The organism is Streptomyces sp. NPDC059567, assembly GCF_042735655.1.
Classification (GTDB): domain Bacteria; phylum Actinomycetota; class Actinomycetes; order Streptomycetales; family Streptomycetaceae; genus Streptomyces.
In genome coordinates this window covers 21,299-45,313 of the sequence record NZ_JBHWBS010000041.1, presented here as the reverse complement: position 1 = coordinate 45,313, position 24,015 = coordinate 21,299, and the positions used below count along the sequence as shown (strand labels likewise).

Sequence of the window (24,015 nt, the reverse complement as noted above, 5' to 3'; positions counted from 1 at the left end):
GGTCGGCCGCTGGGTCTGGGTGTGCCCGCGGCCCGGGGGGGGGGGGGGGGGGGGGGGGGGGGGTTCCGCACTGCGGTGGCTGGGGGGTGCCGCTCCGGGCCCCCCCCCGCTTCGTCGTGCCTCGGTCTGCCGTGCGTCGGCCCGTTCCGCTGCGTCAGCCGTTCCGGCGCCGCGACAGCAGCAGGCTGCCCGCTCCGAAGGCCGCCAGGGCGCCCGCGCCCGCGAGGGCAAGGGGGAGCGGGGAGGAGGGCGTCGGGGCGGATTCGGCGGAGAGGGCAGGGGCCTGCTCGTCGCCGCCGTGGCCCGCGTGGCTCACCGTGGAGCGGTCGGCGCCCGCGGCGATCTTCGCCTCGCTCGGGGCCGAGGCCGCCGCCGCACCGCCGCCGAAGGTGACGTCCGAGCAGCTGTAGAACGCCTCCGGGCTGTCGTTGCGCTGCCAGACCTTGTAGACGATGTGGCGGCCGGTGCGGGCCGGCAGGGTGCCGGTGAAGTTGTAGAAGCCGTCCGTCGCCGTGCGGGCGGTGGCGTAGGTGGCCACGGGGGTCGCGTCCAGGTCCGACCACTTCAGGGGCTGGGTCGGGTCGAAGCCCTGCTTGGTGATGTAGACCGTCATCGTGCCGGAGTGCGGCGCCGTCACCCGTACCTTGAAGTCGAAGGCACCCGCGCCGACCGCCGTGGCCGGCCAGTCCGTGCGCGCCCAGTCGAGCGCCCGGTACTTCTCGCGGTTGGCCGAGCAGAGCTTGCCGTCCGGGATGAGCAGCTGGTGCTGACCGTCCGCGTTGGCGATGTTCACCTCGTTCCAGTCGTAGAGCGGCTGGGTGCCGGAGTCGGCGACCAGGTCCTTGCACACCTGCGACTTCGGCGTCTCGGGGCCTTCCGCGTAACAGGCCGCCACCCGGCTCACCGGGTTGAAGACGGCGCCGTGGGCTCCCGCGATGGAGGGGGTCAGCGGGATCAGCGCGGCCGCGGACAGGGTGACGGCTGCGGCGGTGCGACGGTACGAGGGCATGGCGGGGCTCTCTCTCGTGCGTGGGGGAGTACGGGACGAGCAACGAGCGGGCCGCGTACGGAAGTTGAATCCCGTGCGCGCCCTTCGAGCCTCGCATTGGTCCATACCAATGGGCAAGGGGGTGGGCGCAGAAAGGCGAAGGCGGCCCACGGGACGCCCGTGGTCGCCGGGCGGTGACCTCGCCGACGTACGGACCCGACCACGGCTCCGGCCCCACACCTTGCCCGTCGGGCGGGATGCGGGGCCGGAGTCGTTGCGGCGGTCTCCGCGGGAGGGCGCGGCTCGGCTCAGCCGTTCGCCAGCGCCTGGACCCGCGAGAGGTCGCCGTTGAAGTGGTTGTGGTCGCCGACCGTCGGGCCGGTCGAGGTGTATTGCCACATCGTGTAGTACGGCCAGCCGGCCGGGAGCGTGCCGACCGTCGACGCGTACCGCGCGATCCACAGCGGGTTGCTCGCGCCGAAGCCCGCGTAGTTGCCGGTGCACTGCGTCCACCAGCTCGTCGCCGTGTAGATCACGGCGTCACGGCCGGTCCGGGCCTTGTAGCGGTTGAGGAAGTCGCGGATCCAGGTGACCATCGCGGACTGCGACTTGCCGTAGCAGGTCGCCCCGTAGGGGTTCCACTCGATGTCCAGCGCGCCCGGCAGCGTCCTGCCGTCCTTGGACCAGCCGCCGCCGTTGTCGACGAAGTAGTCGGCCTGAGCCGCTCCCGTCGTCGTGTCCGGGGTGGCGAAGTGGTACGCGCCGCGGATCATGCCGACGTTGTACGAGCCGTTGTACTGCTGCGCGAAGTAGGGGTTCTTGTAGTAGGTGCCCTCCGTCGCCTTGACGTAGGCCCACTTCACCCCGCTGTTCCACAGGGTCGACCAGGCCACGTTCCCCTGGTGGCTGGAGACGTCCACACCTTCGGTCTGGACGGCCCGGGGCATGCCGGGCGTGCCGTGCCGGCCGTCGTGCTCGATGACGCCCATTCCCATGTGGGCGGAGCCGCGTGGGGGCGCGGCCTCGGTGTCGGCCGCGTTCGCCGCGCCGGGGAGGGAGAGGGGCAGAAGGAGGGCCAGGGCCGCGAGGGCGACGCCGGCGAAGGTCTTTCCGGATCTGTGCACGGGCATTGCGTGCCTCCGAAAGGCGGTGGGGGTGAGACATGACCTGGTGTGGACATGTCAGCGAAGCCGCTGGGGAAGACGCTACGCACGTAGACCGGCCGGACGGAAGGGGGCCTGGGTGCTGCCGTTGGTCTACGCCTGCGAAATACTGGGGGAGCTGCGGCGATGGCCGCGGACGAAAGAAACTTTCAGCGACCGGAAAGCGCGCGAGGGGTGCTGACGTGCACGGAAGCGGTACGGGGAGTGAAGGCGAGCCCACCGGGTCGTCGACACGGAGTGGTGTGGACCAGGAATTCCTCGCCCTGGAACGCGAACTGGCGGTCTTTCTGCGCCGCGCCCGCGCCCAGTCCGGCGAGATGGCCCGCGAGGTCCATCCCGAACTGGAGCCCGCCGCCTACGGCCTGTTCGTACGGCTCGACGACGCCGGCCCGCAGCGCGCCACCGACCTCGCCGGCTACTTCGGCGTCGGCAAGGCGACGATGAGCCGCCAACTGCGCGCCCTGGAGGAGCTCGGCCTCGTCGCCCGCGACCCCGACCCGGCCGACGGCCGCGCCTCGCTGGTCCGGCTGACGGAGGAGGGGCGCCATCGCTTCCGGCGCGTACGGGACGCACGGCGCGGGCGGTACGTCCGCAAGCTCGCGGACTGGGACCGGGGCGAGGTCGCCGAACTGGCCCGCCTCCTCCACCAGCTGAACGCCCGCGCGGAGAGCTGAGCGCCCGGGCGCGCCCTCAGAGAACCGCGTAGGCCGCCGTCGCGTCGTCGTGGCGCTTCCAGCGGAACGCGCCGCCCGCCGCCTCGTCGGCCGCCTCCCGCGCCCGGACCCGCGCGAGCAGCCCGTGCGGGCCCTCCTTCCGGAGCACCCCGAAGCAGTCCGCCCAGTCGCCCTCCGCGAACAGGTCCACCCACCGCGTCGCCCCGTCGGTGAGTGCCGCCAGGGCCCGTACGGCCGCCCGGGGCGTCGTCCCCGTCACCGCGCGCCGCGCCACCTCCGGGTCCGCCGCCGCCGTGAAGAAGCCGCCCTCCTGGTTGCGCAGACGATCCGTCGCCGCCAGAAAGCGACGGATCTCGTCCGGGATCCGGTCCAGACGGTCGTCGAGCACCGCCCGTACCGAGCCGTCCGGCGCCTCGAGGAGCAGCGCGGCGTCGGAGAGGACGAGATGCTCGACCGAGGTCGCGTTCCAGCGGGCCATCGCGACCGTCGCCTGGGGAGTGCGCACGTGAGAAAGGTCACAGGTCCCCCGGTGGGCGTCCGCGGTGCGCCGGATTGCCAGAGCCAGGATCCCGGACAGTGTCATGTCGGGGCGCGAAGCGGATAGTTCGGTCAAAGCCCCACCGAGACGCGCGGTGAACCAGGGCACGTCGTGCACGCAGCCGTCGTCGCCCGCCGGTGGTGTGACCCCGTCGAGCACCACGACCGTCCCGCCCCCGCCGTGCGCCGCGAGAGCCGCCGCCACCCAGTCCTCATTAGGGCGTTCGGGGTTGCCGGGGAGGGTGGCCACTTCGGTGCGCATGATCCCCAGTCTGCCCCCGGGCCGGAAAGCCTGCATCACTCCTTCACACCGCCTCCAAATGGCCGGATCCGGCCTGTACCAACCCTCCAAGGGGTACGCGCGAGACGGAAGGGAGCCCTCCGGGAAGCTGCGGGCGGGCATCCTGCCAAAGGCCGCACGGAAGATCCAACCGGCACACCGCACAAACCCGTGAAGGCCTTCGCGCGAAGTTGTTCGCCAACTCATGAGTGTTGTTCACTCGTTCGGGTGGCGGAGCGGCCGATGCGCGTCCCCTTCCCAAAAGCGCTGGAATGGTCGGAAGCCGTACCAGGGGTGGGGGCGCTCTGAGATGTGACCGGTCGTCACCTCTGCTTCATGGGTGGACGAGTCGAGAATGCGAGCACCGGTGCAGAAGAAGCGGCCTCGGAGCAACAACGGCACGCGGAGCCAGAGCCCCGGTGACCCGCTGACCACGGGCGGAGCCACGGGCCCCGAAGGCGGCGGCACCACCGGCGTCCCAGTCGGCCGGCCCAAGCGCGTCCGCAACCGGCTGGTCGCCGGCGTCGCCCTCGTCGGCGTCACCGTCCTCGCCGCCGGCGCTCCCGTGATCCTCACCGCCTCCGGCGAACTGACCGACTCCCAGAACCTGGTCACCCTCGCCGAGCTCGACCGCCAGGCCGTCACCCTCGCCCACTCGCTCGCCGACGAGCGCGACGAGGTCGTCGCGTACATCGCCGCGGGCCGGGACGAGCAGCAGGGCGACAGCAAGAAGAAGCGGCAGGTCACCAGCGCGCGTTCCACCCGGGTCGACCGGCAGATCGACGAGATCAAGCCCGCCGCCTCCGCCGAACTGCGCAGGGACCTCGCGGACCTGCCCGCCGTCCGCCGTACCGCGCTCACCGGCAAGGGCACCGCCCTGGAAGCGCACAAGGCGTACTCGGACGTCATCGCCAAGCTCCAGGACCTCGCCGACGAACTCGCCGAGCAGACCCCCGCGCGCGCCGCCGAGGCCACCCGCGCGCCCGCCGCCCTGGGCCGCGCCGTCGAGCAGGCGTCGGCGACCCGCGGACTGCTCCTCGCCGCCCTCGCCGTCCCCCAGCCCGAGGCCCCCGGCACCACGCACTACGACCCGGACACCGGCACCTACGTGCTCGACGAGGCCGAAGGCGCGGACGAGGCCGTCCGGGCCCGCAACGCGCTGACGGCCGCCGCACAACAGGCCCGGGTCCGCGAACTGGGCTCCCTCGCCGACTTCGACCAGGCCGCCACGGCCGCCGGGCGGGACTCCCTCGCCGGCACCGTGACGGGTCCCGACGTCAAGAGCGCCGAGCGCTACCTGACCGGGCTCACCGACCAGCCGGCGCTCAGCACCTCCGAGCGCGGCACCGACCCCGAGAAGCTGGAGGCCGCGCTCTCCGCCCGCATCGAGCAGATGCGCGGCGTCGAGTCGGCGCTCTCCACCGAGCAGGTGGCACGCCTCGCCCAGCTCCGCGACGACGACGTCACCGCCCTCGAACTGCGCATCGCCTTCCTCGGCGGCTGTCTGCTGGTCGCGATCGGCATCTCCACCTTCGTCGCCCGCACCCTCACCCGCCCGCTCGCCGTGGTGCGCATCGGCGCCGCGCGGCTCGCCGCCGCCCCGGAGGCCGAGGAGCCGGTCCGCTTCACCGGCCGCAACGACGAGTTCGCCCAGGTCGTACGGTCCCTCAACACCCTCCAGGGCAAGCTGGCCGACCTCGCCCGGCGCACCGAGCGGCTCGACAGCGAGCGCGCCGACCTGGCCGGCGCCCGCGAGGCCCTCACCGCCGAGCTGGCCGCCCAGCGCGCCGAGCTCCAGGGCCACACCGCCCTGCTCACCGCCGAACTCGAACGCCTCCGGCACACCGTCCACCACACCTTCGTCAACCTCTCGCTGCGCAGCCTCGGACTCGTGGAGCGTCAGCTCGGGGTCATCGAGAAGCTGGAGGAGCGCGAGCAGGACCCGGACCGGCTGGCCACCCTCTTCAAGCTCGACCACATGGCGACCGTCATGCGCCGCCACAGCGAGAACCTCCTGGTCCTCGCCGGCCACGAGCACGTCCACGGCCACCCCGGAGCGGTCCCGCTCGTCGACGTGCTGCGCGCCGCCGTCAGCGAGATCGAGCGGTACGAGCGGGTCACGATCCAGTCCCTGCCGCCGCACGCCCAGATCGCCGGCTTCGCCGCGGACGACCTCAGCCACCTGGTCGCCGAACTCCTCGAGAACGCCACGTCCTTCTCGCCGCCCGACGCGCAGGTCCAGCTCTCCGGCTGGCTGCTGGAGAGCGGTGAGGTGATGCTCTCCGTCCAGGACGAGGGCATCGGCATGACCGAGTCCCGGCTCGCCGAGCTCAACGCGCGCCTGTCGGAGGCCGACCCGGCCGACATCGCGGGGGAGGGGCTCGGCATCCGGGTCACCGCCCTGCTCGCCGCCCGCCACGGCGTACGGGTGCAGCTGAGGGAGCAGAAGCAGGGCGGCATCGCGGCCGTGATCGTGCTGCCGCTGCCGCTGCTTCCGACGGCCCCGCCCACCGCGGTCCCGCCGGTCGTGCCGGTCGCCGGCTCGGCGCCCACACTGAACCTCCCGGGCTCGGTCGCCGAGGCGAACTCCAACGCCTTGCCGTCCCGCACCAGGGACCCCCTCGTCGAGGCCGCGGAACAGGCGTTCGCCGAGGCGGAGGCGGCCGCGGAGGCGCCTGAGGAAGCGGCTGCGGAGACGACCCAGGAGGCGCCTGAGACCGAGGCGCCCGAAGCGGAGACGCCCGAGGTCGAGACGCCCGAGCCCACTCCCGCGGCAGTCGAGCCCGCGGCAGTCGAGCCCGACGCCGAGCCCGAGCTCACGGTGGCCGAGACGACCCTCCAGGTCCGTCTCCCCGACCCGCCGCCCGAGCCGGACACCCACGAGCGCGCCCAGGAGGAGCCCGAGCCGGTCGCCCAGCGCCTCACGGACAAGGGCCTGCCCAAGCGCACGCCCCAGATCGTCCGTCAGGCCGACACGCCCGCCGCCCCGCGCGCGGGCGGGGTCGACGCCGAGGAGCTGCGGCGCAGGCTCGGCGGCTTCCACCGGGGGGCCGAGGAAGGTCGCCGAGACGTAGAGGCGGAGATCGAAGCCGTACAGACGCAGACCGCAGGGACCGAGGAGAAGACGGGGGACACAGTCGAGGAGGCACGCAGTTGACTGCGACCGGAACATTCGGACTGAGCAGGGAGGCCCGCAACCTGCAGTGGCTGCTGGGCAACCTCGTCGAGGAGGTGCCAGGGCTCCGCTCGGTCGCCGTCGTCTCGTCCGACGGGCTGCTGCTGCTCTCGTCCGACCCGGCAGCACAGGCCGCCGCCACCCCAGCCGAGGGCCGCTCCAAGGGCCCGCGCGGGTCCAGCGCCGACCTGGCCACCATCGTCTCGGGCATCGGCAGCCTCACCGTCGGCGCGGCCCGGCTGATGGACGGCGGCGGGGTGAAGCAGACCATGGTGGCGATGGAGGAGGGCAGCGTCTTCGTCATGTCGATCAGCGACGGCTCGCTGCTCGGTGTGCACGCCGAACCCGACTGCGACATGAGCGTCGTGGCGTACCACATGGCGCTCTTCGTCGGTCGCGCCGGACATGTACTCACCCCCGAACTCCGCAGCGAGCTGCGCAAATCGTTGGAGAGCACCCAGTGACGTCCGCATCCCACGCCCACAAGCTGCCGATGCGCGGGGACGGCCGGCGCCCCGCGCGCGTGCGCCCGTACTCGCTCACCGGCGGCCGTACCCGCTTCGGCCACGTCCTGCTCGTCGAGACCTTCGTCGCGGCGCTCGAGGCGTCGCCCGAGCGAAAGGTGCTGACGAACGGCGGGCGGGCCCGCGGGCTGATGCCGGAGATGCGGGCCATCGTCGAGATCTGCCGCCGGATGCGTACCGTCGCGGAGATCTCGGCGCTCCTGAAGATGCCGTTGGGTGTCGTCCGAGTGCTGCTGAGCGATTTGGCCGACCAGGGAAAGATCCGCGTGTACGGGACCGGTCACGGCACCGGCCAGCCCGACCGCGCGCTGCTCGAAAGGGTGCTGAGTGGACTCCGCCGTCTCTGAAGCCGCTGCCCCACCGCTCGCCGGGATACCAACGCAGCCCGAAGCCCCCGGCACGAACACCGAAGAGGGCGCCCGGGACTGGCAGCTCGACCACACCCGGGCCCCGATCGCGACCAAGGTCGTCGTCGCGGGCGGCTTCGGGGTCGGCAAGACGACCTTCGTCCGGGCGGTCTCGGAGATCACTCCGCTGCAGACCGAGGCCCTGATGACCCGGGCGAGCGAGGAGACCGACGATCTCTCCGACACGCCCGACAAGCTCACCACGACCGTGGCGATGGACTTCGGCCGGATCACCCTCGCCGAGGACCTCGTGCTGTACGTCTTCGGTACGCCGGGACAGCAGCGGTTCTGGTTCATGTGGGACGACCTGGTGCGCGGCGCGATCGGCGCGATCGTGCTCGCCGACACCCGTCGGCTGACCGACTGCTTCCCCGCGCTGGACTACTTCGAGAGCTGCGGGCTGCCCTACATCGTCGCGGTCAACCACTTCGAGGGCACCGAGGCGTTCGAGGCCGAGGACGTCCGGGAGGCCCTCACCGTGCCCCCGCACGTACCGGTCGTGATCATGGACGCTCGCAAGCGGTACAGCGTGATCGAGTCCCTGCTCGCGATGGTCGCGCACGCGCTCGAAGCCACCCCTGAATAACGCGTTAGGAACCCCGCCATGCGGAAGATACTCATCGTCGGAGCCGGCCAGTCCGGTCTCCAGCTCGCCCTCGGACTGCAGTCGCAGGGGTACGAAGTCACCCTCATGTCCAATCGCACGGCGGACGAGATCCGGTCCGGCCGGGTCATGTCCACCCAGTGCATGTTCGACACCGCGCTCCAGCACGAGCGCGACCTCGCCCTGAACTTCTGGGAGTCCCAGGCCCCGCAGATCAAGGGCCTCGGCGTCTCCGTCGCCGCCCCGGACTCCAGCCGCGCGATCGACTGGGTGGGCAGGCTCGACGGCTACGCGCAGTCGGTCGACCAGCGCGTGAAGATGGCCGGCTGGATGGAGACCTTCGCCCAGCGCGGCGGCCAGCTCGTCATCCACGGCGCGGCAGTCTCCGACCTGGACTTCTTCTCCCGTACGTACGACCTGGTGCTGGTCTCCGCCGGCAAGGGCGAACTGGTCTCCATGTTCGGCCGGGACGCGTCCCGCTCCCCGTACGGCGAGCCGCAGCGCGCGCTGGCCGTCGCCTACGTCCACGGCCTGGGCCCGCGTCCCGAGCACCCGGACTTCGACGCCGTGCGCTGCAACCTGGTCCCGGGCGTCGGCGAGCTCTTCGTCATGCCGACCCTGACGACCTCCGGCCGCGCCGACATCCTCTTCTGGGAGGGGATCCCCGGCGGCCCGCTCGACGTCTTCCAGGGCGTCAAGGACCCCTCCGAGCACCTCTCCCTCACGCTGGAGCTGATGGAGAAGTTCACGCCCTGGGAGTACGCGCGGGCCACCAAGGTCGAGCTGACCGACGCCAACGGCACCCTGGCGGGCCGCTACGCCCCGACCGTGCGCAACCCGATCGGGCGCCTCCCCGGCGGGGGTCTGGTCCTCGGTGTCGCGGACGTCGTCGTCGCCAACGACCCGATCACCGGCCAGGGTTCGAACTCGGCCTCCAAGTGCGCGGCCGCCTACCTCGCGGCGATCGTCGAGAACGGCGACAAGCCCTTCGACGAGGCGTGGATGCAGGCCACCTTCGACCGCTACTGGAACACCGCGCAGCACGTCACGAAGTGGACGAACGCGATGCTCGGCGTCCCGCCGGAGCACGTCCTGAACCTGATCGGCGCGGCTGGTCAACTCCAGCCGGTCGCCGACCGCTTCGCGAACGGCTTCGACGACCCGGCCGACTTCGAGAACTTCTTCTTCGACCCCGAGAAGACGTCCGCGTACCTGGCCTCGGTCGCTCAGGGCTGACGGGCCTCTGACCTGCTGTCGAAGGGGTGCTGTCGGTGGCTGTTGGTGACCACGAGCACCCCTTCGACGGCCCGTAGACGGCCCATGGTGGAGGGCCGCGGTAACTCCGGTCCGGAGCTGTGGCGTCCTCGTGGCAGCGACAGCCGCCCGTCCTCTCTGGTCCGGCCGGTTCGTGATCACCGGACGGGCCTCGGGCCGGGAATGCGTCCGCAATCCGGCCACCAGCAGGTCCCCACCCACGACTCCCGTTACTGGGTGTTCCGTTCTGAGTCGATGCGAGCGCCACTGAGCCCCTGGACGATGCGTGCGTCCAGGGGCTCAGCCGTCTGTGTGACGGGAAGGCAGATGGGCCTGGGATGGGCTAGTCCTGTCGAGTCGCTGAACCCCGCCGAATTCTCTTCACGGCGAAGATCGAGCCTCCGACGAGTGCCAGCGCGCCCGCATAGGCGGCCATGATGCCGGTACTGCTGCTTGCGTCGGCCGCGGCGTGGTCCGACAACGTAACCTCCGGCTGCTGGCCGGTGGCGGCGCTCACCTCGGCGACGTTGGCGGTCTTGACCGTGTCGGACACGGTGCGGCCGTGGCCCCCGTGGCCGAGAGCATCGGAGAGGGCGTCGTCCACGAGCCCGGCCCACGGAGGCTTGCCCTCGTCGTGACCGTGCTCGGGCTTGCCGTGGTCGTGACCGTGCTCGGGCTTGCCGTGGTCGTGACCGTGACCGTCCTCGCCCTTGTCGCCCTTCTCGCCCTTCTCGCCCTTCTCGCCCTTGTCACCCTTTTCACCCTTGTCGCCCTGAGGTCCCTTGGGCCCCGCGGGTCCGGCGGGTCCGGCGGGTCCGGCAGGTCCGGCGGGTCCGGCAGGTCCAGCGGGTCCGGCAGGCCCGGCGGGTCCGGCGGAACCAGTGGGCCCGGCAGGCCCGGCGGGTCCGGCGGAACCAGTGGGCCCGGCAGGCCCGGCAGGTCCGGCGGAACCAGTGGGCCCGGCGGGTCCGGGCGATCCGGCGGGTCCGGGGGAACCGGCGGGTCCGGGTGAACCGGCGGGTCCGGGCGATCCGGCGGGTCCGGGCGATCCGGCGGGTCCGGGCGATCCGGCGGGTCCGGGCGATCCGGCGGGTCCGGGCGATCCGGCGGGTCCGGGTGAGCCGGCGGGTCCGGGTGAACCGGAGGGTCCGGGCGGACCCTCCGGACCGGGCGAACCCGTCGGACCAGGCGAACCCGTGGGACCGGGCGAACCCGTCGGACCGGGAGGTCCGACCGGGCCAACGGCGCAGGCCGCCCTCGTAATGACGTTGTTGTCCAACGTGACCGCGCCATTGCGTGCCAGGGCGCGGCCTTCGATCACGGCGCTGTTGTTCACGGTGATGGACGTCAGGGCCAGGATGTTGCCCTTGAACTGGGTGGTCGTGTCGAGGGTGGCGGAGCTGCCCACCTGCCAGAACACGTTGCAGGCATTCGCTCCGTTGATGAGGGCCACGACGGCCCCCGGAGCCGTGATCAGGGTCTCGGGGATCTGGAAGATGAAGACGGCGTCGGGGTTGTTCTGGCCGTCAAGGGTGACCGTGCCGGTGATGTTCAGTGTCGACACGGACGTGTAGACGCCGGGAGCCAGCGTTTGTCCGCCGATGTCGACCGAAGAGGCGGCCCCGGGCCCGCGGCTCGCCGCGTCGTTGTAGGCGATGACGAGGTCGGCCTTCGCCTGCTCGGCTTGCGCATCGTCGATGTGCTGCGTTCCGTTGACGACGCCGGGCGGGAAGTTCGTCACTGACGTGCCCGGATCGAGCCCCAGATCTCCATTGATGATGGTGGGGGTGTCCGTGTTGGTGATCGTTGAACCGGCCAGGACCGCGTAATTGGTGGCGGTCCCCAGCCCCACGGGGGCTTCCAGGGCGTGGGCGAGGCTCGGGACCAGGGTGACAGCCGCCACCAGCAGCGTTCCGGGCAGCAGGAGGAGCTTCTTCTTGACCCTGGCGTGTCTTCGCGCGGGGCCTGATGGGGCGGACAGGGCGGCATCCACTGGCATAGGACAGACCTTTCTTTTGGCCGTTGAGCTCAGTAGCTCGGAATGGGAATTCCGAGCGCCCTGTGGCGAGTTCTGGTCAGGCCGCACGTCCGCACAACTGCACGGTGTTCAGCAGAGCTTCGCCGAAGCGGCGACCGCAGAGCCAATGCTGGGGCACATGGCAACCGAAACCCACTCACTAAAGGTGAGATAATATGAACATATGTGAGGGTGTGTCACCACCGGTCAATAGGGTGACTCATTTTCACGATTTCAGGTTCACTCATTCGCTTTCGGCGTGTCGTCGAATCGCGTGTGGAAAATCCGCTAGCAGGTTCGGGCGAGCCCCCACGGATGCGAAGGCCCGATGCGGCATGAACACGCTCGGGTTGGTGGTGCTGCGACTACAGGCGAGGGTCAGGGCCCAGAGCTGAAAAGGTCGCGTCCATGAGTGAGTCTCTGCTCGCGACCTCGACGCCGCCTGACCAATCCACCTAGGCCCATGGCGCTCCCGCCGGAGCGCCACGGGTCTTCCCGTACCCGAACGGACCGCAGCCGCCATGGCCGGCCACATCCAAGACCGCTGGTACAAGAACGAGAAGCCCATCCGGGTCAGGGCCGGCCGCCACGGGCTCCGCTACCGCGCTCGCTCCATCGGACTGGACGGAACCGAGCATCCACGAAACAGCCCGGTTCGAGGTCTGACGGCCCACAGACGTCCCACGGCCCCGCAGAGGCATCCCAGTTGGGAGGAACCGCTGGGTAGAGCCTTTGCGGGGCCGTTCGTGATCTTCTTCGACCCGGAGAAGACGTCCGCCTACCTCGCGTCGGTCGCCGGGGCCTGACGGTCACGGGAGAGGGCGAGCGGGGGGCCGGGCGGGGGGCCGCCCCCCCCCCCGGGGGGCGTAGGCGAGGAGGTTTTTTTACCGGGGTTGGCGCGGTGTGGCTGAGCCCCCCCCCCCGCCCGCCCGCGGGGGGGGCGGCGGGGGGGGGGGGGGGGGGGGGGGGGCGCGCGGCCCGCCCGCCCCCCCCCCCCCGCCCGGGGGCTCAGACGGCTCTCATGTTGATGCCCTGGTTGGCGCCGTAGTGGCAGTCCCACAGCCGCGCGCGGGCACCCGGCTGCTGGCTCCAGTCGGCGATCTCCAGGCACTTGCCGTGGACGTAGGTGTAGTCCATGTTGAGAATGTCGGTGCCCCAGAAGAGCTGGTTGAGGCCGTAGTGGCAGTCCCACTGGTTGGCGGTCGCACCGTTGTTGCGTCCCCAGCCGCCGATCTCCAGGCACTTGCCGCTGTTGACGTTGATGTAGTAGTGCGCATCGGTGGGCTGGTCCGACCTCCACCAGCGCGCCCACTTCTGGTTGTCGCCACCGGTGCAGGGCCACTGGCGGACGGCCGCGCCGTTCGCCTTGCTCCAGTCCGCCACCTCAAGACACTGGTTGGAGTGCTCGAAGCGGATCTCGACGGTGCCGATGTAGTACCAGGAGGTCGCGGCCTGGGCCGGACCGGCCGAGACGCCGAAGACGAGGCCGAGGGATGCGGCGAGAACGAGCAGTCCGCGGCGGGCGCGGACGATCGGGTTGAACTTCATGGTCCTCTGCAATCAAGAAGGTTCCGGCCGGTGGCTGGAAATCTTTGTCATGATCGCATAAGTATCCGCATCAACTGATCTTTCCTGAACGCCACTTGATGCCACGAATGGGAATGCCTACCTCCGCTCTGTCTGCTTCGGTGCGCCGGTCGAAAGTGCTCAGGCCCCGCCCTGATCGAACCCCTCGTCCGAGCCGTCCGTGGCCCCGGCGGGGAGCTCGGGCGGCGTGTAGGACGGGAGAGCCCCGGCGGTCGGGTCGGGGCGGACGGCGCCGAGGAGGGGGTTGGCGGCGATCGGGGAGACCTTGACCTTCGCGCCGGGGCGGGGGGCCTGGACGACCAGGCCGTGGCCGAGATAGATCGCCACGTGCGTGGCCTCGGGGAAGTAGACCACCAGATCGCCGGGGCGCAGCTCCCTCAGGGACACCTTCGGAAGCGTCCGCCACTGTTCCTGGCTGGTCCGCGGGATCTCCCTGCCGGCGCTCGCCCATGCCTGCGAGGTCAGCCCCGAGCAGTCGTACGACTCCGGCCCCTCGGCGCCCCACACGTACGGCTTGCCGATCTGCCGCACCGCGTACCGCAGCGCCTCCCCGCCCTCCTGCGAGGGTGTCCGGGCGGTGTCCAGGACGCCGGAGTCGAGGAGTTCGCGCTGCGCTCCCGCGGTCTGGGTCCGCTCCAGCTCGGCCAGCCGGGCGAGCCGGTCGGCGGAGAGGGTGGCGAGCAGCTTCTGGATGTCCTTCAGCTTCACCTGGACGTCGTCCCGCTGCTTCCTCTGCCGTGCGGCGAGCGTCTGCTGCCGGTCCAGGGCCTGGCGCGAGCGGCTCGCGAGGGCGTCCGCCTTCTTCTCCGCCTCTTCGAGTCGGGAGACGATGCCCGCCCGGTCGCGCGCCGCACGTGCCATCAGATGTCCCTGGTCCAAGGCTTGCTGGGGGTCCTTCGAGAGCAGGAGCCGCAGATATCCGGAGAACTCCGAGCGGCCCTGGTACTGCTCGCGCGCGAGCCTTCCGGCCGCGTTGCGGCCGTCGGCGAGCGCCTTGCGGGTGGCGGTGAGGGCGGCGGTGACCTTCCTGGTGTCGGCTGTCTGGAGCCGTAGGTCCTCGTCGGTGGCGTTGAAGGTCTCGGTGGCCTGCTCGGCCTGGCGGTAGAGCGTCTGCAGCCGGGTGAGGAGGGTGGCGACGGAGTCACCGCCGGCGGGCGGGAGTTCCGCGGCGTCGTCGAGGGGGGTGCCGTCGGCGGGGTCGGTGGTGGTGTCCGCAGTCCCACCCGGTGGCACTGCCGGGAGGGCGCCCTCGGAAGGCGGGTCCTCGGCCGGCGGGTCGACCGGCGGGGCCGAAGACGTCTCGCCCGCGGCGGCCTCGGCGGGGGCCTCCACCGGCGGGTCCGCCGGATCGTCGGCGGTCGCCGACGGAAGCCCCGCCAGCGCCGTCGTCGCGACCAGTACCCCCGTGCAGACCGTGCGCAGCAGCCTTCCTGACACGTCATCACCTCCACGGAGATGATGTGCGTTCCGGATGGTGCGATGAGCTCACAAAGGGGCGATTCGGGCTAAGCGGCTCACCCGTTCGGCTTGGACCAGGGCCACTTCAGCTCGCGTCGTTCCCGTCCCTCGGGGGCGTACTCGTAGACCCAGCCGCGCTGGAGCCCGAGCCGCTTGGTCCGCCCGGCCGGCTCGCGGCGGTACGCGTGGACGGTCGGGGGTCCGCCGTCGGCGTCCGGCACCGGTACCTCGTACCACTTCGGCGGATGTCCGGTCGGACCGACGAGGACGGGCAGGACCCGGCCGTCCAGGGGGCCGCCACGAAAGAGGGTGTTCTCGCTTCTCACGCCACCAGTCTCATATGAGGTGTGCCGCCTCGCTCACCACGGGGGTCACTCGTCGCGCCAGGGTGCCGACCGGCCCCTCCGCGCGCTCCTGCGCGAGGAGCCGCTTGACGACCGCCGCCGTCTCCTCGTCGGTCGCGGCCGTGGCCGCGAGCAGCGCGATCAGATGGTCGACGAGCCAGTCCCGCAGCTCCGCGGCGGGCGGCTGCTTGTCCTCGTCGAGCCAGATCAGCGAAGCCGCCTCCACGGCCGCGATCCAGGTGCGGACCATCATCCGCAGCCGGGGGCCGGGTGCGTCGATCCCCAGGTGGACGAGGATCTGCTCGGCCGCGGCCCGCCGCACCTCGTCCACGATCGCCGTCGTACGGGAGGTCTCGGCGACGCTCCCGCCCTGGAGCAGGGCGCTGAATCCGGCGTCGTGCTGGTCGACGAAGGTCAAATAGCGGTCGAGGACCCGGCCGAGGCGCTCGGTCGGCGGCCCGGCCGGCGGTTCGGCGAAGCACCGCTCCAGCGCGTCGGCGGAGGAGCGCAGCGCGGCCTCGTACAGCTGCTGCTTCCCGCCGGGGAAGTAGCGGTAGACGAGCGGCCGTGAGACGCCGGCCGCCTCGGCGACGTCGTCGAGGGAGACCTCGTCCGGCGCCCGGTGCGCGAAGAGCGTCAGGGCGGCGGCGAGGAGCTGCAGCCGCCGTTCCTCGACGCTGAGCCGGCGGTACGCGGGCGAGGCGGCACTGGTCATGCCTCGCAGGGTAGCTCTGCGAGGTGACGCGCAGGGGAGCCGTATCGATGTGCGGCTCCGCCGCGTGGCCGAGCCACGGCCACGCGCGGCCGGGCGGTCATGCCGGCTGCCACGGCCACGTGCGGCCGCCGCGTGGCGACGCTCGCCGCCCCGTGCGGGCCGCCGCTCACGCCAGCAGCCCGGAGGACTTCCACAGCCGCCGGCCCGGTCCCCGCAGCACCCCGATGTCGTCGAGGAAGTCCGTCAGCCGCTTCGCGCCCGACTGCATGACCTCGCGGCGGTGGCCGCTCGCGCGGACCTGGGCGAGGGCCTGGCGGCGGTCCAGGCCGACGTTCTCGTACACCTTGGGGTTGATGAAGCAGGTGGAGAAGACCCGGGCCGCCTCGCCGCAGCTGAGCCGGGTGAACTCCTGCTCCCAGCGGGGGGCGGTCACCATCTGGCGCCGCAGCTCCTCCCGGGCGTAGCGCACATGCCGCGCCTCCTCGACGACGTGGATGCGGGTCACCCCGCGCACCAGGGTCTGGACGCGCTCGTCCGGGAAGGTCAGACGCTGCATCCAGTCGAGGATCTCCTCGCCGAGGAGGGTCGCCGCGAAGGAGCCGGGGGTGGTGGAGACGGTCTTCAGGACGCGGGCGAGATTGTGGTAGATCCGCGGGACCCGGTACGCGGGTGCGCCGCCCTTCTGGATCATCCGGGCGAACATCATCGAGTGCCGGCACTCGTCGGCGATCTCGGTGAGCGCGTAGCGCACGTGGTTGCTGGTGAGGGACTTGTCGTAGATGTGCCGGACGAGCAGCTGCATCAGGATGATCTCGAACCAGATCCCCAGCGAGGCGAGCGAGGCCGCCTCGTGCCGGGCGAGGTCCATCCGCTGCTCCTCGGACATCCTCCGCCACAGCGGGGTGTCGTAGAGGGAGAGCAGCTCCGGCGGCCAGAACCACTTGCCGTCCTCGACCGGGGCCTCCCAGTCGAGCTCGCTCTCGGGGTCGAAGGAGTGCTTGAGGGAGGACTCGAGCAGCCGCGCGGCGACCTGTTCCCGGTCGCGCAGGGGGCCGAGGGCGTCCCGGATGAGAGTGAAGTCGTGCTCGGTCCGAGTGGTCATGACGGTGAGACACCTCGCTGTGCACGCGGTCGAGTTACCTGTGGTCACCTCTTATGAGACTGCTCGTCAGCAAGACCGTCAATCCCTTGCGCACTACTTGTTGACCCTCTGTCTACCAACGTGTGAGCCTGCCGGAAGGAGCACGTTCGGCGAGCGAAGGAGTCGTCAGTGTCGACGCACGACCTTTACGTGAAGGCCCCGAGGGAATCCCTCTGGAACGTCCCCGCGACCGGGCAGGCCCGCTTCAACTGGGAGTACGAGGAGGGCCGCGAGCGGCTCCTCGCCCTCTACCAGAAGGGCAAGGACAAGCAGTGGGACGGCGCCACCCGCATCGACTGGGAGCTCGAGGTCGACCCGTACGACCCGCTCGGCACCCCGGACGACGTCCTCACGCTCCACGGCACCCGGCACTGGGCGAAGATGACCGAGAAGGACAAGGGCGATCTGCGCAGGCACTACGCCTCCTGGCAGTTCAGCCAGTTCCTCCACGGCGAGCAGGGCGCGATGGTCTGCGCCGCCCGGATCGTGGAGTCGGTCCCGGACCTGGACGCCAAGTTCTACTCGGCGACCCAGACGATGGACGAGGCCCGGCATGCGGAGATCTACGGCCGCTTCCTGCACGAGAAGGTCGGGATGCTCTACCCGATCAACGACAACCTCCAGGGCCTGCTCGGCGACACCCTGCGCGACTCGCGCTGGGACATGCCGTACCTCGGGATGCAGGTCCTCATCGAGGGCCTGGCGCTGGCCGCCTTCGGGATGATCCGCGACACGACGGACAAGCCGCTCCCGAAGCAGATCCTGGCGTACGTGATGCAGGACGAGGCCCGGCACGTGGCCTTCGGCCGGATGGCGCTGCGCGACTACTACAAGCAGCTGTCGGACGCGGAACTGCGCGAACGCGAGGAGTTCGTGATCGAGGGCTGCTACCTGATGCGGGACCGGCTGCGCGGGGTCGAGGTCCTGGAGAACTTCGGCATACCGAAGAAGGAGGCGGAGGAGCTCAGTGAGCAGAGCGAGTTCCTGCACCTCTTCCGCAAGCTGCTGTTCAGCCGGATCGTCCCGTGCGTGAAGGACATCGGCCTGTGGGGCGAGCGCCTGCAGAAGGCGTACCTGGACATGGGGGTCTTCGACCTCGGCGATTCGAACCTGGACCTGCTGATGACCCAGGACGAGGAGATCGCCGAGGCGCTGGATCGGGAGCGCTTCGCGGCGGAGGAGGGGGAGCGGATCGCGGAGGTCGACGAGGCCATCGCGCAGGGCGCGGCGGAGGGGTAGCCGCCGGGGGCGAGGCCGGGATCGGACCCGGAGCGTGGGTGCGCGTACGGGTGACGTAGCGTGCCCGGCATGACCATGCCGCCATCGCCGAGCCAGCCGCCCCACAACCCGTACGGCGGGCCCGTGCCGCCCCCGCAGCAGCCGGGTGCGTTCGGGGCTCCGCAGGGCTTCCCCCCGCAGGGTGTCCCGCCGCAGTACCAGGGGCCGGGCGCCGGGGCGTGGGGGCAGCCGCCCATGGGGCCGCCGCCGAAGAAGAAGCTGTCGGCCGGGGCGATCGTCGCCATCGTCCTCGGCTCCGTGGTCCTGGTCGGCGGTCTCGGTTACGGGGCGATCGCCGGGCTCTCCGGTGTCACCGGCTCCTTCCCCGAGGCGACGCACAAGCTCGTCGTCCCCAAGACCCTGCTCGCCGGCGAGTACACGCTGGTCTCCGACCTCTCCGAGACCGAGGGCAAGGAGATCGAGGACACTCCCGATCTCACCGTGAAGGACGCCAAGGCGGCGGTCGGGCAGTACAGCGGCGAGGACGATTCCGCCCTCGTCGTCTCCGGGATGCACGGACGGATCAAGAACGCCGAGCTCACCCGTTCGTCCATCCTCAAGGGCGCCGCCACGGAGAAGGGCTCGACGCTCGTCGTCCGGCCCAAGGACTTCACCCCCGCCGGGTACGGCGTGACCGTCAGCTGTCAGGTCACCACGTCGAAGGACGCCCTGGGCACGACCACGCTCCCCATGTGCGCCTGGGGTGACGACAACACCGCCGCCGCGGTGGCCCGGGTCACCCCTGAGTCGGCGACCGCCGACCCGAAGGACATCGATCTGGCCGAGCTCGCCGAGACCACGGCCAAGATCCGCGCGGAGATCCGCAAGCCGATCAGCTGACGCCCTCGGTGGGGGCGGGGCGCAGCGCCTCCTCCATCACCGCCCGGGCGATCGGTGCCGCGCTGCCGCCGCCGCTGATGTCCGTACGGCTGGCCTCCGCGTCCTCGATGACGACCGCCACCGCCACCGCGGGCTGGGCCGCGTCCGCGGCCTGGGCCCAGGCGATGAACCAGGCGTACGGCGTCCCGGTGTTGCCCAGGCCGTGCTGGGCCGTGCCCGTCTTGCCGCCGACGCGCGCCCCGGGGATGGCCGCGTTCGTGCCCGTGCCCTCCTCGACCGCCTTGACCATCAGCCGCTGCAGCTGGGCGGCGGTCGAGGGGCGCATCGCCTGGCGGAAGCTGCGGCGGCCGGTGGTGTCGACCGTCGTGCCGCCGGACGTCGTCGTCCGCTCGACCAGATACGGGTAGGCGATCTCCCCGTTGTTGGCGACCGCCGCCGCCACCAACGCCATCTGCAGCGGGGTGGCCGTCGTGTTGAACTGGCCGATCGACGACAGCGCCAGCTGGTCGGGGCTCATGTCCGTGTCGAAGTTGGACCTCGCCACCCAGGCGGGGACCTTCAGGCGCGTGTCGCCGAAGCCGAACCGCTCCGCCGCGTCGACCATCCCCGTCAGGCCCACCTCCACCCCGAGCCCGGCCATCACCGTGTTGCACGACCACTGGATCGCGTACGCCAGCGAGGCGTTCCCGCACCCCTTCGCGGCGTTCGGGAGGACCTGCCGCGTGCCCGGCAGCACGAAGGGGTCAGGGGTGTCCGTCGGTGCGTCGACGTCCGTCACCACGTCCGCGTCCAGCGCCGCGGCGGCGGTCACGATCTTGAAGGTCGAGCCGGGGGGATAGGTCTGCCGGATCGCGCGGTTCAGCATCGGCTGGTTCGGCGAGGAGTTCAGCCGTGCCCACGCCTCCTCGACCTTCGGCCCGGTTCCCGACAGCAGCCCGGGGTCGTACGAGGGCGAGGAGACCAGCGCCAGGATCCGCCCGCTCGACGGCTCGATCGCCGCGACCGCCCCGCGCTTCCCGCCGAGTCCCCGGTACGCGGCCTCCTGCATCGACGCCCGGACCGTCGTCACCGCCTTCCCGCCGGGCTGCCGGCCCCGGGTGACGTCGTTCCAGAACGGCAGCGGGGCGAGCAGCGCACTCGTACCGGCGAGGATGTCGTCCTCGGCGCTCTCCACGAACGCGGTGCCGTACGTCTGGGAGGCGTATCCGGTCACCGGGGCGTACAACGGGCCCTGCTTGTAGGTCCGTTCGTAGCGCAGCTGCTGCCCGCTGTCCCGTGAGCCGGTCACCGGCCGTCCGTCGACGACGATCGCGCCACGCGCCTGGCCCCAACGGGCGATCGCCGGCCGCCGGTTGGCCGGGTTCTCGTCCAGCTCGTCCGCCTGGAGGACCATCACACGCGCGGCGTTCACCAGGAGCGCCACCAGGAGGAGCAGGCAGAGCGCGGCCGCGCGGCGGATGTACGGGATCACCGGGCGTCCTCCACGATCGGGGCGATGACCCCGGTCTCGACGGTGTCGGGGAGCGGGGCGCGGGCCGAGTCGCTGACCCGGATCAGCAGCGCCACGATGACCCAGTTGGTGACGACGGACGAGCCGCCCTGGGCCAGGAACGGCATGGGCATGCCGGTCAGCGGGATCAGGCCCATCACCCCGCCGGCGATCACGAAGACCTGGAGCGCCAGGATGGAGGCGAGGCCGGTCGCGAGGAGCCGCCCGAAGGGGTCGCGCAGGGCGAGCCCGGCCCGGTAGCCGCGTGCGACGAGCAGCGCGTACAGCAGGAAGAGGGCGGTCAGTCCGACCAGGCCGAGCTCCTCGCCGGCCGTGGCGAGGATGAAGTCGGACTTCGCGGCGAATCCGATCAGGATGGAGTGCCCGAGTCCGAGGCCGGAGCCGAGCACTCCGCCCGCGGCGAAGGAGAAGAGGGACTGCGCGAGCTGCCCCGGCCCGTCGCCCGCCTCGATGGAGGCGTACGGATTGAGCCAGTCCTCGACCCGGCTGTGCACATGGGGTTCGAGGGAGCCGACGGCGAAGGCCCCGACGGCCGCCAGGAGCAGCCCGACGGCGATCCAGCCGGTCCGGCCGGTCGCCACGTAGAGCATGATCACGAAGAGTCCGAAGAAGAGCAGTGAGGTGCCCAGGTCCCGCTCCAGGACCAGGACGCCCACGCTCAGCACCCAGATCGCGGCGATCGGCCCGAGTACCCGGCCGGTGGGGAACTGAAGCTTCCAGATCCTGCGGCCGGTGTACGCCAGCGCGTTGCGGTTCGCCGCGAGGTAGGCGGCGAAGAACACGGCCAGCAGGATCTTGGCGAACTCGCCCGGCTGGAAGGAGAGTCCGCCGATCCGGATCCAGATCTTGGCCCCGTTCACGGCCGGGAAGAAGATCGGCACGAGCATCAGGGCGAGCGCGGTGGCCATCGACAGATAGGCGTACCGCTGCAGCACCCGGTGGTCGCGCAGCAGCACGACGACGGCGATGAAGAGCGCCACCCCGAGCGTCGACCAGACCAGCTGGGTGAAGGCGGCCTGGTCGTGCGGGGTCTCCAGGTCGAGCCGGTAGATCAGCACCAGCCCGAGCCCGTTGAGGAGCACGGCGATGGGCAGCAGCAGCGGATCGGCGTACGGCGCGCGGAAGCGGACGGCGAGATGGGCCAGGAGCGCGAGCGCGCCGAGACCGGCGCCGTAGCGGACGGCGTCCGGTGGCACGGCGCCGCTCCTGGCCAGGCCGACATCGGCGTATCCGAGCACGGAGATGAGGACGGCGCAGACGAGGAGGGAGAGTTCCACGCCGCGGCGCTTCGGGGTGCGAGGCCCGGGCGGGGGAGCGTCCGCCGTCGTTGCGGTCATGGTCCGCAACGTAGCAAGCCATAACCCTTATATCCCTTATGTGTGACGGTGTGCCGTCAGGGCTCGGGCTCGGTCTCCATCACGTCGAACGACACGTACTCCGGCAGCGTCAGCCGGGCCAGCGCCCCGCCCCCGTCGTCCGGCGCCTCGCCGAAGACCAGTTCCGCGCCGATCACTTCGGCCTGCCCCACCGCGATCGTCAGTCCGAGCCCGTGCCCCTTGCCGCCGCTCTCCGTGCGGAACCGCTGCGGCCCGGTCGCCAGAAGGTACTCCGGGTATCCGGGACCGTGGTCCCGCACCGTGACGACCGCGCCGTCCACGGTCAGGACCACCGGCGGGGCGCCGTGCTTGTGCGCGTTGGCGACGAGATTGCCGAGGACCCGCTCCAGGCGCCGCTTGTCCGTCTCGACGGTGACGTCCCGGACGATCCGCACCTCGGTCTCCGTGCCCGACGCGCGCACCACCCGCCGTGCCAGCGGGCCGAGGGCGTGCACCGCCAGATCCACCGTCTCGTTGCGGGCATCGAGCCGCGAGATCTCCAGCAGGTCCTCGGTCAGGTCGCGCATCGCCTTCACCCGGTCCCGTACGAGCTCCGAGGGGCGCCCTTCCGGCAGCAGTTCCGCGGCGGCCGACAGGCCGGTCAGCGGAGTGCGCAGCTCGTGCGCGACATCGGCGGTGAAGCGCTGCTCGGTCTGCAGCTTGCGCTGGAGCGAGGAGGCCATCGTGTCGAGCGCCCCGGAGACCGCGGCCACCTCGTCCTGGGGGCGTGAAGGGTCCTTCGTGCGGGGGTCGTTGACCCGCGCGTCGAGATCGCCCGCGCTGATCCGCCGGGCGACCTGGGCGGTCAGGTGCAGCCGCCGGGTGACCCGGGTGACGGCGAAGGCACCCAGCAGCAGCGTGGCCCCGATCGCCAGGACCGAGGACCCCAGGATCGAGCGGTCGAGCCCGTCGATGGTCTCGGCGCTCGTCGTGTAGTCCTGCTGTACGGCGAGGACGCGGCCGTCCGCGGGGCCCGCGGCCCACATCGTCGGCCGCCCCTCGTGCTCCACGACCACCGTGCCGCGCTCACCCCGGAGGGCGAGGGCGCGCAGCGAGCCCGGCAGACCCTCCGGGTCGATCCCGGAGAACCGGGGGAGCGGGTCGCCCGCCTCGTAGGCGCGGGTGGCGGCGGTGAGCCGGGTCAGCGCCCTCTCGCGGGAGTCGTTCACCGTCTGCCCGGCCACCGAGACGTGCACGAGCACGCCGAGCAGCGCCGCCAGGGCGCAGCACATGACCGCGATGAAGACCGTGGACTTCCAGGTGAGGGTCGCGGTCCAGGCGGGGAGGCGCAGCCTCGCGCGCCGGGTCACCGGGGCTCTCCGGAGAGCACGTCGGCGGAGGGCGACGGGGTGGGCGAGGGGGACGGCGGCGCCGTGGGCTCCACGAATCGGGGCTGCGGGGTCGGGGAGGGGGACGGGACCGGCGGTTTGACGCGCACGATCTCGTCCCGGGTCGGCAGCATCGCGCGCTGCTGCTCGTCCCAGGACCAGGCGGTGCGGTACTCGTACCCGGGAATCCCGGCCGAGGCGGCCCGCACGATCACGTCCCGGCCGGCCAGCTCCACGCTGATGACCTGCTCGATGGTGGACATGATCCGGGTGAGGCTGTCGTTCTCGGCGAGATAGACCCGCAGGCCGACCTGCTGATCGGGCATCCGGATGCCCACGATCAGCTCGTCGCGGCCGTTGCCGGTCAGGTCGCGGTAGTACGGGCGCATGACCGGGCACTTCGTGGGCTCGGTGGCGCACCGGCCGATCTGCCGGGCCGTCTCCTCGTACATGCCGTCCGCGCCGGAGTACGTGTCGGGATGGGCGTTCACCTCGGCCTGGACCACGGCCACGGCGTCGACGCGGTGGACGTCGTTACCGGGGGCCTTGATGCCGGGGACGGTCTGGGTGTCGGTCTCGCCGTAGTCGAGGGGCGGCTCGCTCGCGGGCGGCAGGTCGGGCCAGAGCCGGACCGGGCCGACGGCGGTGGGCGTGGGGCCGGCGGTCTCCAGTCCACCCACGCTGCCGCAGCCGGAGAGCACGAGCGGCGGGGGGGGGGGGGGGGCGCCGCGCGCCCGCCGGCCGGCGGGGGGCCACGGCGCGCCCCGCCACTCGGGGCCTCGGGGGGGGGCGCTGGGGTGGGGGGCCGGCGGGCT

Annotated in this window: 21 protein-coding genes and 1 pseudogene; 9 read left to right on the top strand and 13 right to left on the bottom strand. The window is 71.6% G+C overall.

Going from position 1 to position 24,015, the window contains the following annotated elements; translation table 11 throughout:
- Positions 1-154: 154 nt before the first annotated feature.
- Both ACFVZW_RS19770 and ACFVZW_RS19765 read right to left on the bottom strand, forming a co-directional pair.
- Entirely contained in the window at positions 155-1,009 is an 855-nt protein-coding gene (locus ACFVZW_RS19770; RefSeq protein WP_384522944.1) for a lytic polysaccharide monooxygenase, read from the bottom strand.
- A 287-nt stretch (positions 1,010-1,296) separates the two neighbouring features.
- Entirely contained in the window at positions 1,297-2,118 is an 822-nt protein-coding gene (locus ACFVZW_RS19765) for a lysozyme (RefSeq protein ID WP_384522942.1), read from the bottom strand.
- A gap of 215 nt (positions 2,119-2,333) precedes the next feature.
- Between ACFVZW_RS19765 and ACFVZW_RS19760 the strand changes: the two genes are divergently transcribed.
- On the top strand, positions 2,334-2,825 hold the full coding sequence (locus ACFVZW_RS19760; protein WP_383558406.1) for a MarR family winged helix-turn-helix transcriptional regulator: 492 nt from the start codon (positions 2,334-2,336) through the stop codon (positions 2,823-2,825).
- Positions 2,826-2,841: 16 nt separating this feature from the next.
- Here the strand turns inward: ACFVZW_RS19760 and ACFVZW_RS19755 are convergent, their stop codons facing one another.
- Entirely contained in the window at positions 2,842-3,624 is a 783-nt protein-coding gene (locus ACFVZW_RS19755; protein WP_384522940.1) for a hypothetical protein, read from the bottom strand.
- A 373-nt stretch (positions 3,625-3,997) separates the two neighbouring features.
- Here ACFVZW_RS19755 and ACFVZW_RS19750 point away from each other — a divergent pair, with 373 nt between their 5' ends.
- Genes ACFVZW_RS19750 through ACFVZW_RS19730 form a run of 5 tightly spaced genes read left to right on the top strand, consistent with a single transcriptional unit; the run spans position 3,998 to position 9,588 of the window.
- Entirely contained in the window at positions 3,998-6,799 is a 2,802-nt protein-coding gene (locus ACFVZW_RS19750; RefSeq protein WP_384522938.1) for a nitrate- and nitrite sensing domain-containing protein, read from the top strand.
- Positions 6,796-7,281 (top strand): roadblock/LC7 domain-containing protein, encoded by a 486-nt coding sequence (locus tag ACFVZW_RS19745; protein ID WP_384522937.1) that lies wholly within the window; start codon positions 6,796-6,798, stop codon positions 7,279-7,281. The genes ACFVZW_RS19750 and ACFVZW_RS19745 overlap by 4 nt, the downstream gene beginning before the upstream one ends.
- A gap of 29 nt (positions 7,282-7,310) precedes the next feature.
- Complete coding sequence (locus tag ACFVZW_RS19740; RefSeq protein WP_384522972.1) at positions 7,311-7,688, top strand: DUF742 domain-containing protein; 378 nt, start codon at positions 7,311-7,313, stop codon at positions 7,686-7,688.
- Positions 7,669-8,334 (top strand): ATP/GTP-binding protein, encoded by a 666-nt coding sequence (locus tag ACFVZW_RS19735; RefSeq protein WP_384522935.1) that lies wholly within the window; start codon positions 7,669-7,671, stop codon positions 8,332-8,334. The genes ACFVZW_RS19740 and ACFVZW_RS19735 overlap by 20 nt, the downstream gene beginning before the upstream one ends.
- A gap of 18 nt (positions 8,335-8,352) precedes the next feature.
- Positions 8,353-9,588, top strand: coding sequence for a styrene monooxygenase/indole monooxygenase family protein (locus ACFVZW_RS19730; RefSeq protein ID WP_384522933.1), 1,236 nt, complete (start codon positions 8,353-8,355; stop codon positions 9,586-9,588).
- A gap of 361 nt (positions 9,589-9,949) precedes the next feature.
- Here ACFVZW_RS19730 and ACFVZW_RS19725 read toward each other — a convergent pair whose 3' ends face one another.
- On the bottom strand, positions 9,950-11,605 hold the full coding sequence (locus ACFVZW_RS19725; RefSeq protein ID WP_384522931.1) for an ice-binding family protein: 1,656 nt from the start codon (positions 11,603-11,605) through the stop codon (positions 9,950-9,952).
- 539 nt (positions 11,606-12,144) lie between these two features.
- Here ACFVZW_RS19725 and ACFVZW_RS19720 point away from each other — a divergent pair.
- Positions 12,145-12,276 (top strand): annotated as a pseudogene (locus ACFVZW_RS19720) (site-specific integrase); the annotation flags it as partial.
- A gap of 355 nt (positions 12,277-12,631) precedes the next feature.
- Here ACFVZW_RS19720 and ACFVZW_RS19715 read toward each other — a convergent pair.
- The 5 genes from ACFVZW_RS19715 to ACFVZW_RS19695 form a co-directional block, all read right to left on the bottom strand.
- A complete protein-coding gene (locus ACFVZW_RS19715) occupies positions 12,632-13,171 on the bottom strand; it encodes an RICIN domain-containing protein (RefSeq protein ID WP_384522929.1) in 540 nt (179 codons plus the stop codon).
- Positions 13,172-13,330: 159 nt separating this feature from the next.
- The gene (locus ACFVZW_RS19710) at positions 13,331-14,647 is read right to left on the bottom strand and encodes an NlpC/P60 family protein (protein WP_384522927.1); all 1,317 of its coding nucleotides are present in this window, start codon (positions 14,645-14,647) and stop codon (positions 13,331-13,333) included.
- A 77-nt stretch (positions 14,648-14,724) separates the two neighbouring features.
- Positions 14,725-14,994: a hypothetical protein gene (locus tag ACFVZW_RS19705; RefSeq protein ID WP_384522925.1), complete on the bottom strand. Its 270-nt coding sequence runs from the start codon at positions 14,992-14,994 to the stop codon at positions 14,725-14,727.
- 10 nt (positions 14,995-15,004) lie between these two features.
- Positions 15,005-15,727, bottom strand: coding sequence for a TetR/AcrR family transcriptional regulator (locus tag ACFVZW_RS19700; RefSeq protein ID WP_384522923.1), 723 nt, complete (start codon positions 15,725-15,727; stop codon positions 15,005-15,007).
- 166 nt (positions 15,728-15,893) lie between these two features.
- Positions 15,894-16,829 (bottom strand): diiron oxygenase, encoded by a 936-nt coding sequence (locus ACFVZW_RS19695; protein WP_384522921.1) that lies wholly within the window; start codon positions 16,827-16,829, stop codon positions 15,894-15,896.
- Positions 16,830-16,997: 168 nt separating this feature from the next.
- On the opposite strand from ACFVZW_RS19695, the gene ACFVZW_RS19690 reads away from it, so the two are divergent.
- A complete protein-coding gene (locus ACFVZW_RS19690; RefSeq protein ID WP_384522919.1) occupies positions 16,998-18,107 on the top strand; it encodes a ferritin-like domain-containing protein in 1,110 nt (369 codons plus the stop codon).
- 69 nt (positions 18,108-18,176) lie between these two features.
- A complete protein-coding gene (locus ACFVZW_RS19685) occupies positions 18,177-18,986 on the top strand; it encodes a hypothetical protein (RefSeq protein ID WP_384522917.1) in 810 nt (269 codons plus the stop codon).
- Here ACFVZW_RS19685 and ACFVZW_RS19680 read toward each other — a convergent pair.
- The 4 genes from ACFVZW_RS19680 to ACFVZW_RS19665 are packed head-to-tail and all read right to left on the bottom strand — an operon-like array spanning position 18,979 to position 23,880.
- Complete coding sequence (locus ACFVZW_RS19680) at positions 18,979-20,457, bottom strand: penicillin-binding transpeptidase domain-containing protein (RefSeq protein ID WP_384522915.1); 1,479 nt, start codon at positions 20,455-20,457, stop codon at positions 18,979-18,981. The two genes, ACFVZW_RS19685 and ACFVZW_RS19680, sit on opposite strands and share 8 nt — an antisense overlap.
- Complete coding sequence (locus ACFVZW_RS19675; RefSeq protein ID WP_384522913.1) at positions 20,454-21,833, bottom strand: FtsW/RodA/SpoVE family cell cycle protein; 1,380 nt, start codon at positions 21,831-21,833, stop codon at positions 20,454-20,456. Before ACFVZW_RS19675 ends, ACFVZW_RS19680 begins: the two co-directional genes overlap by 4 nt.
- 56 nt (positions 21,834-21,889) lie before the next feature.
- Positions 21,890-23,182, bottom strand: a complete 1,293-nt coding sequence (locus ACFVZW_RS19670; RefSeq protein ID WP_384522911.1) for an ATP-binding protein — start codon at positions 23,180-23,182, stop codon at positions 21,890-21,892.
- Positions 23,179-23,880 (bottom strand): hypothetical protein, encoded by a 702-nt coding sequence (locus tag ACFVZW_RS19665; RefSeq protein ID WP_384522909.1) that lies wholly within the window; start codon positions 23,878-23,880, stop codon positions 23,179-23,181. Before ACFVZW_RS19665 ends, ACFVZW_RS19670 begins: the two co-directional genes overlap by 4 nt.
- Between the last annotated feature and the right edge of the window lie 135 nt (positions 23,881-24,015).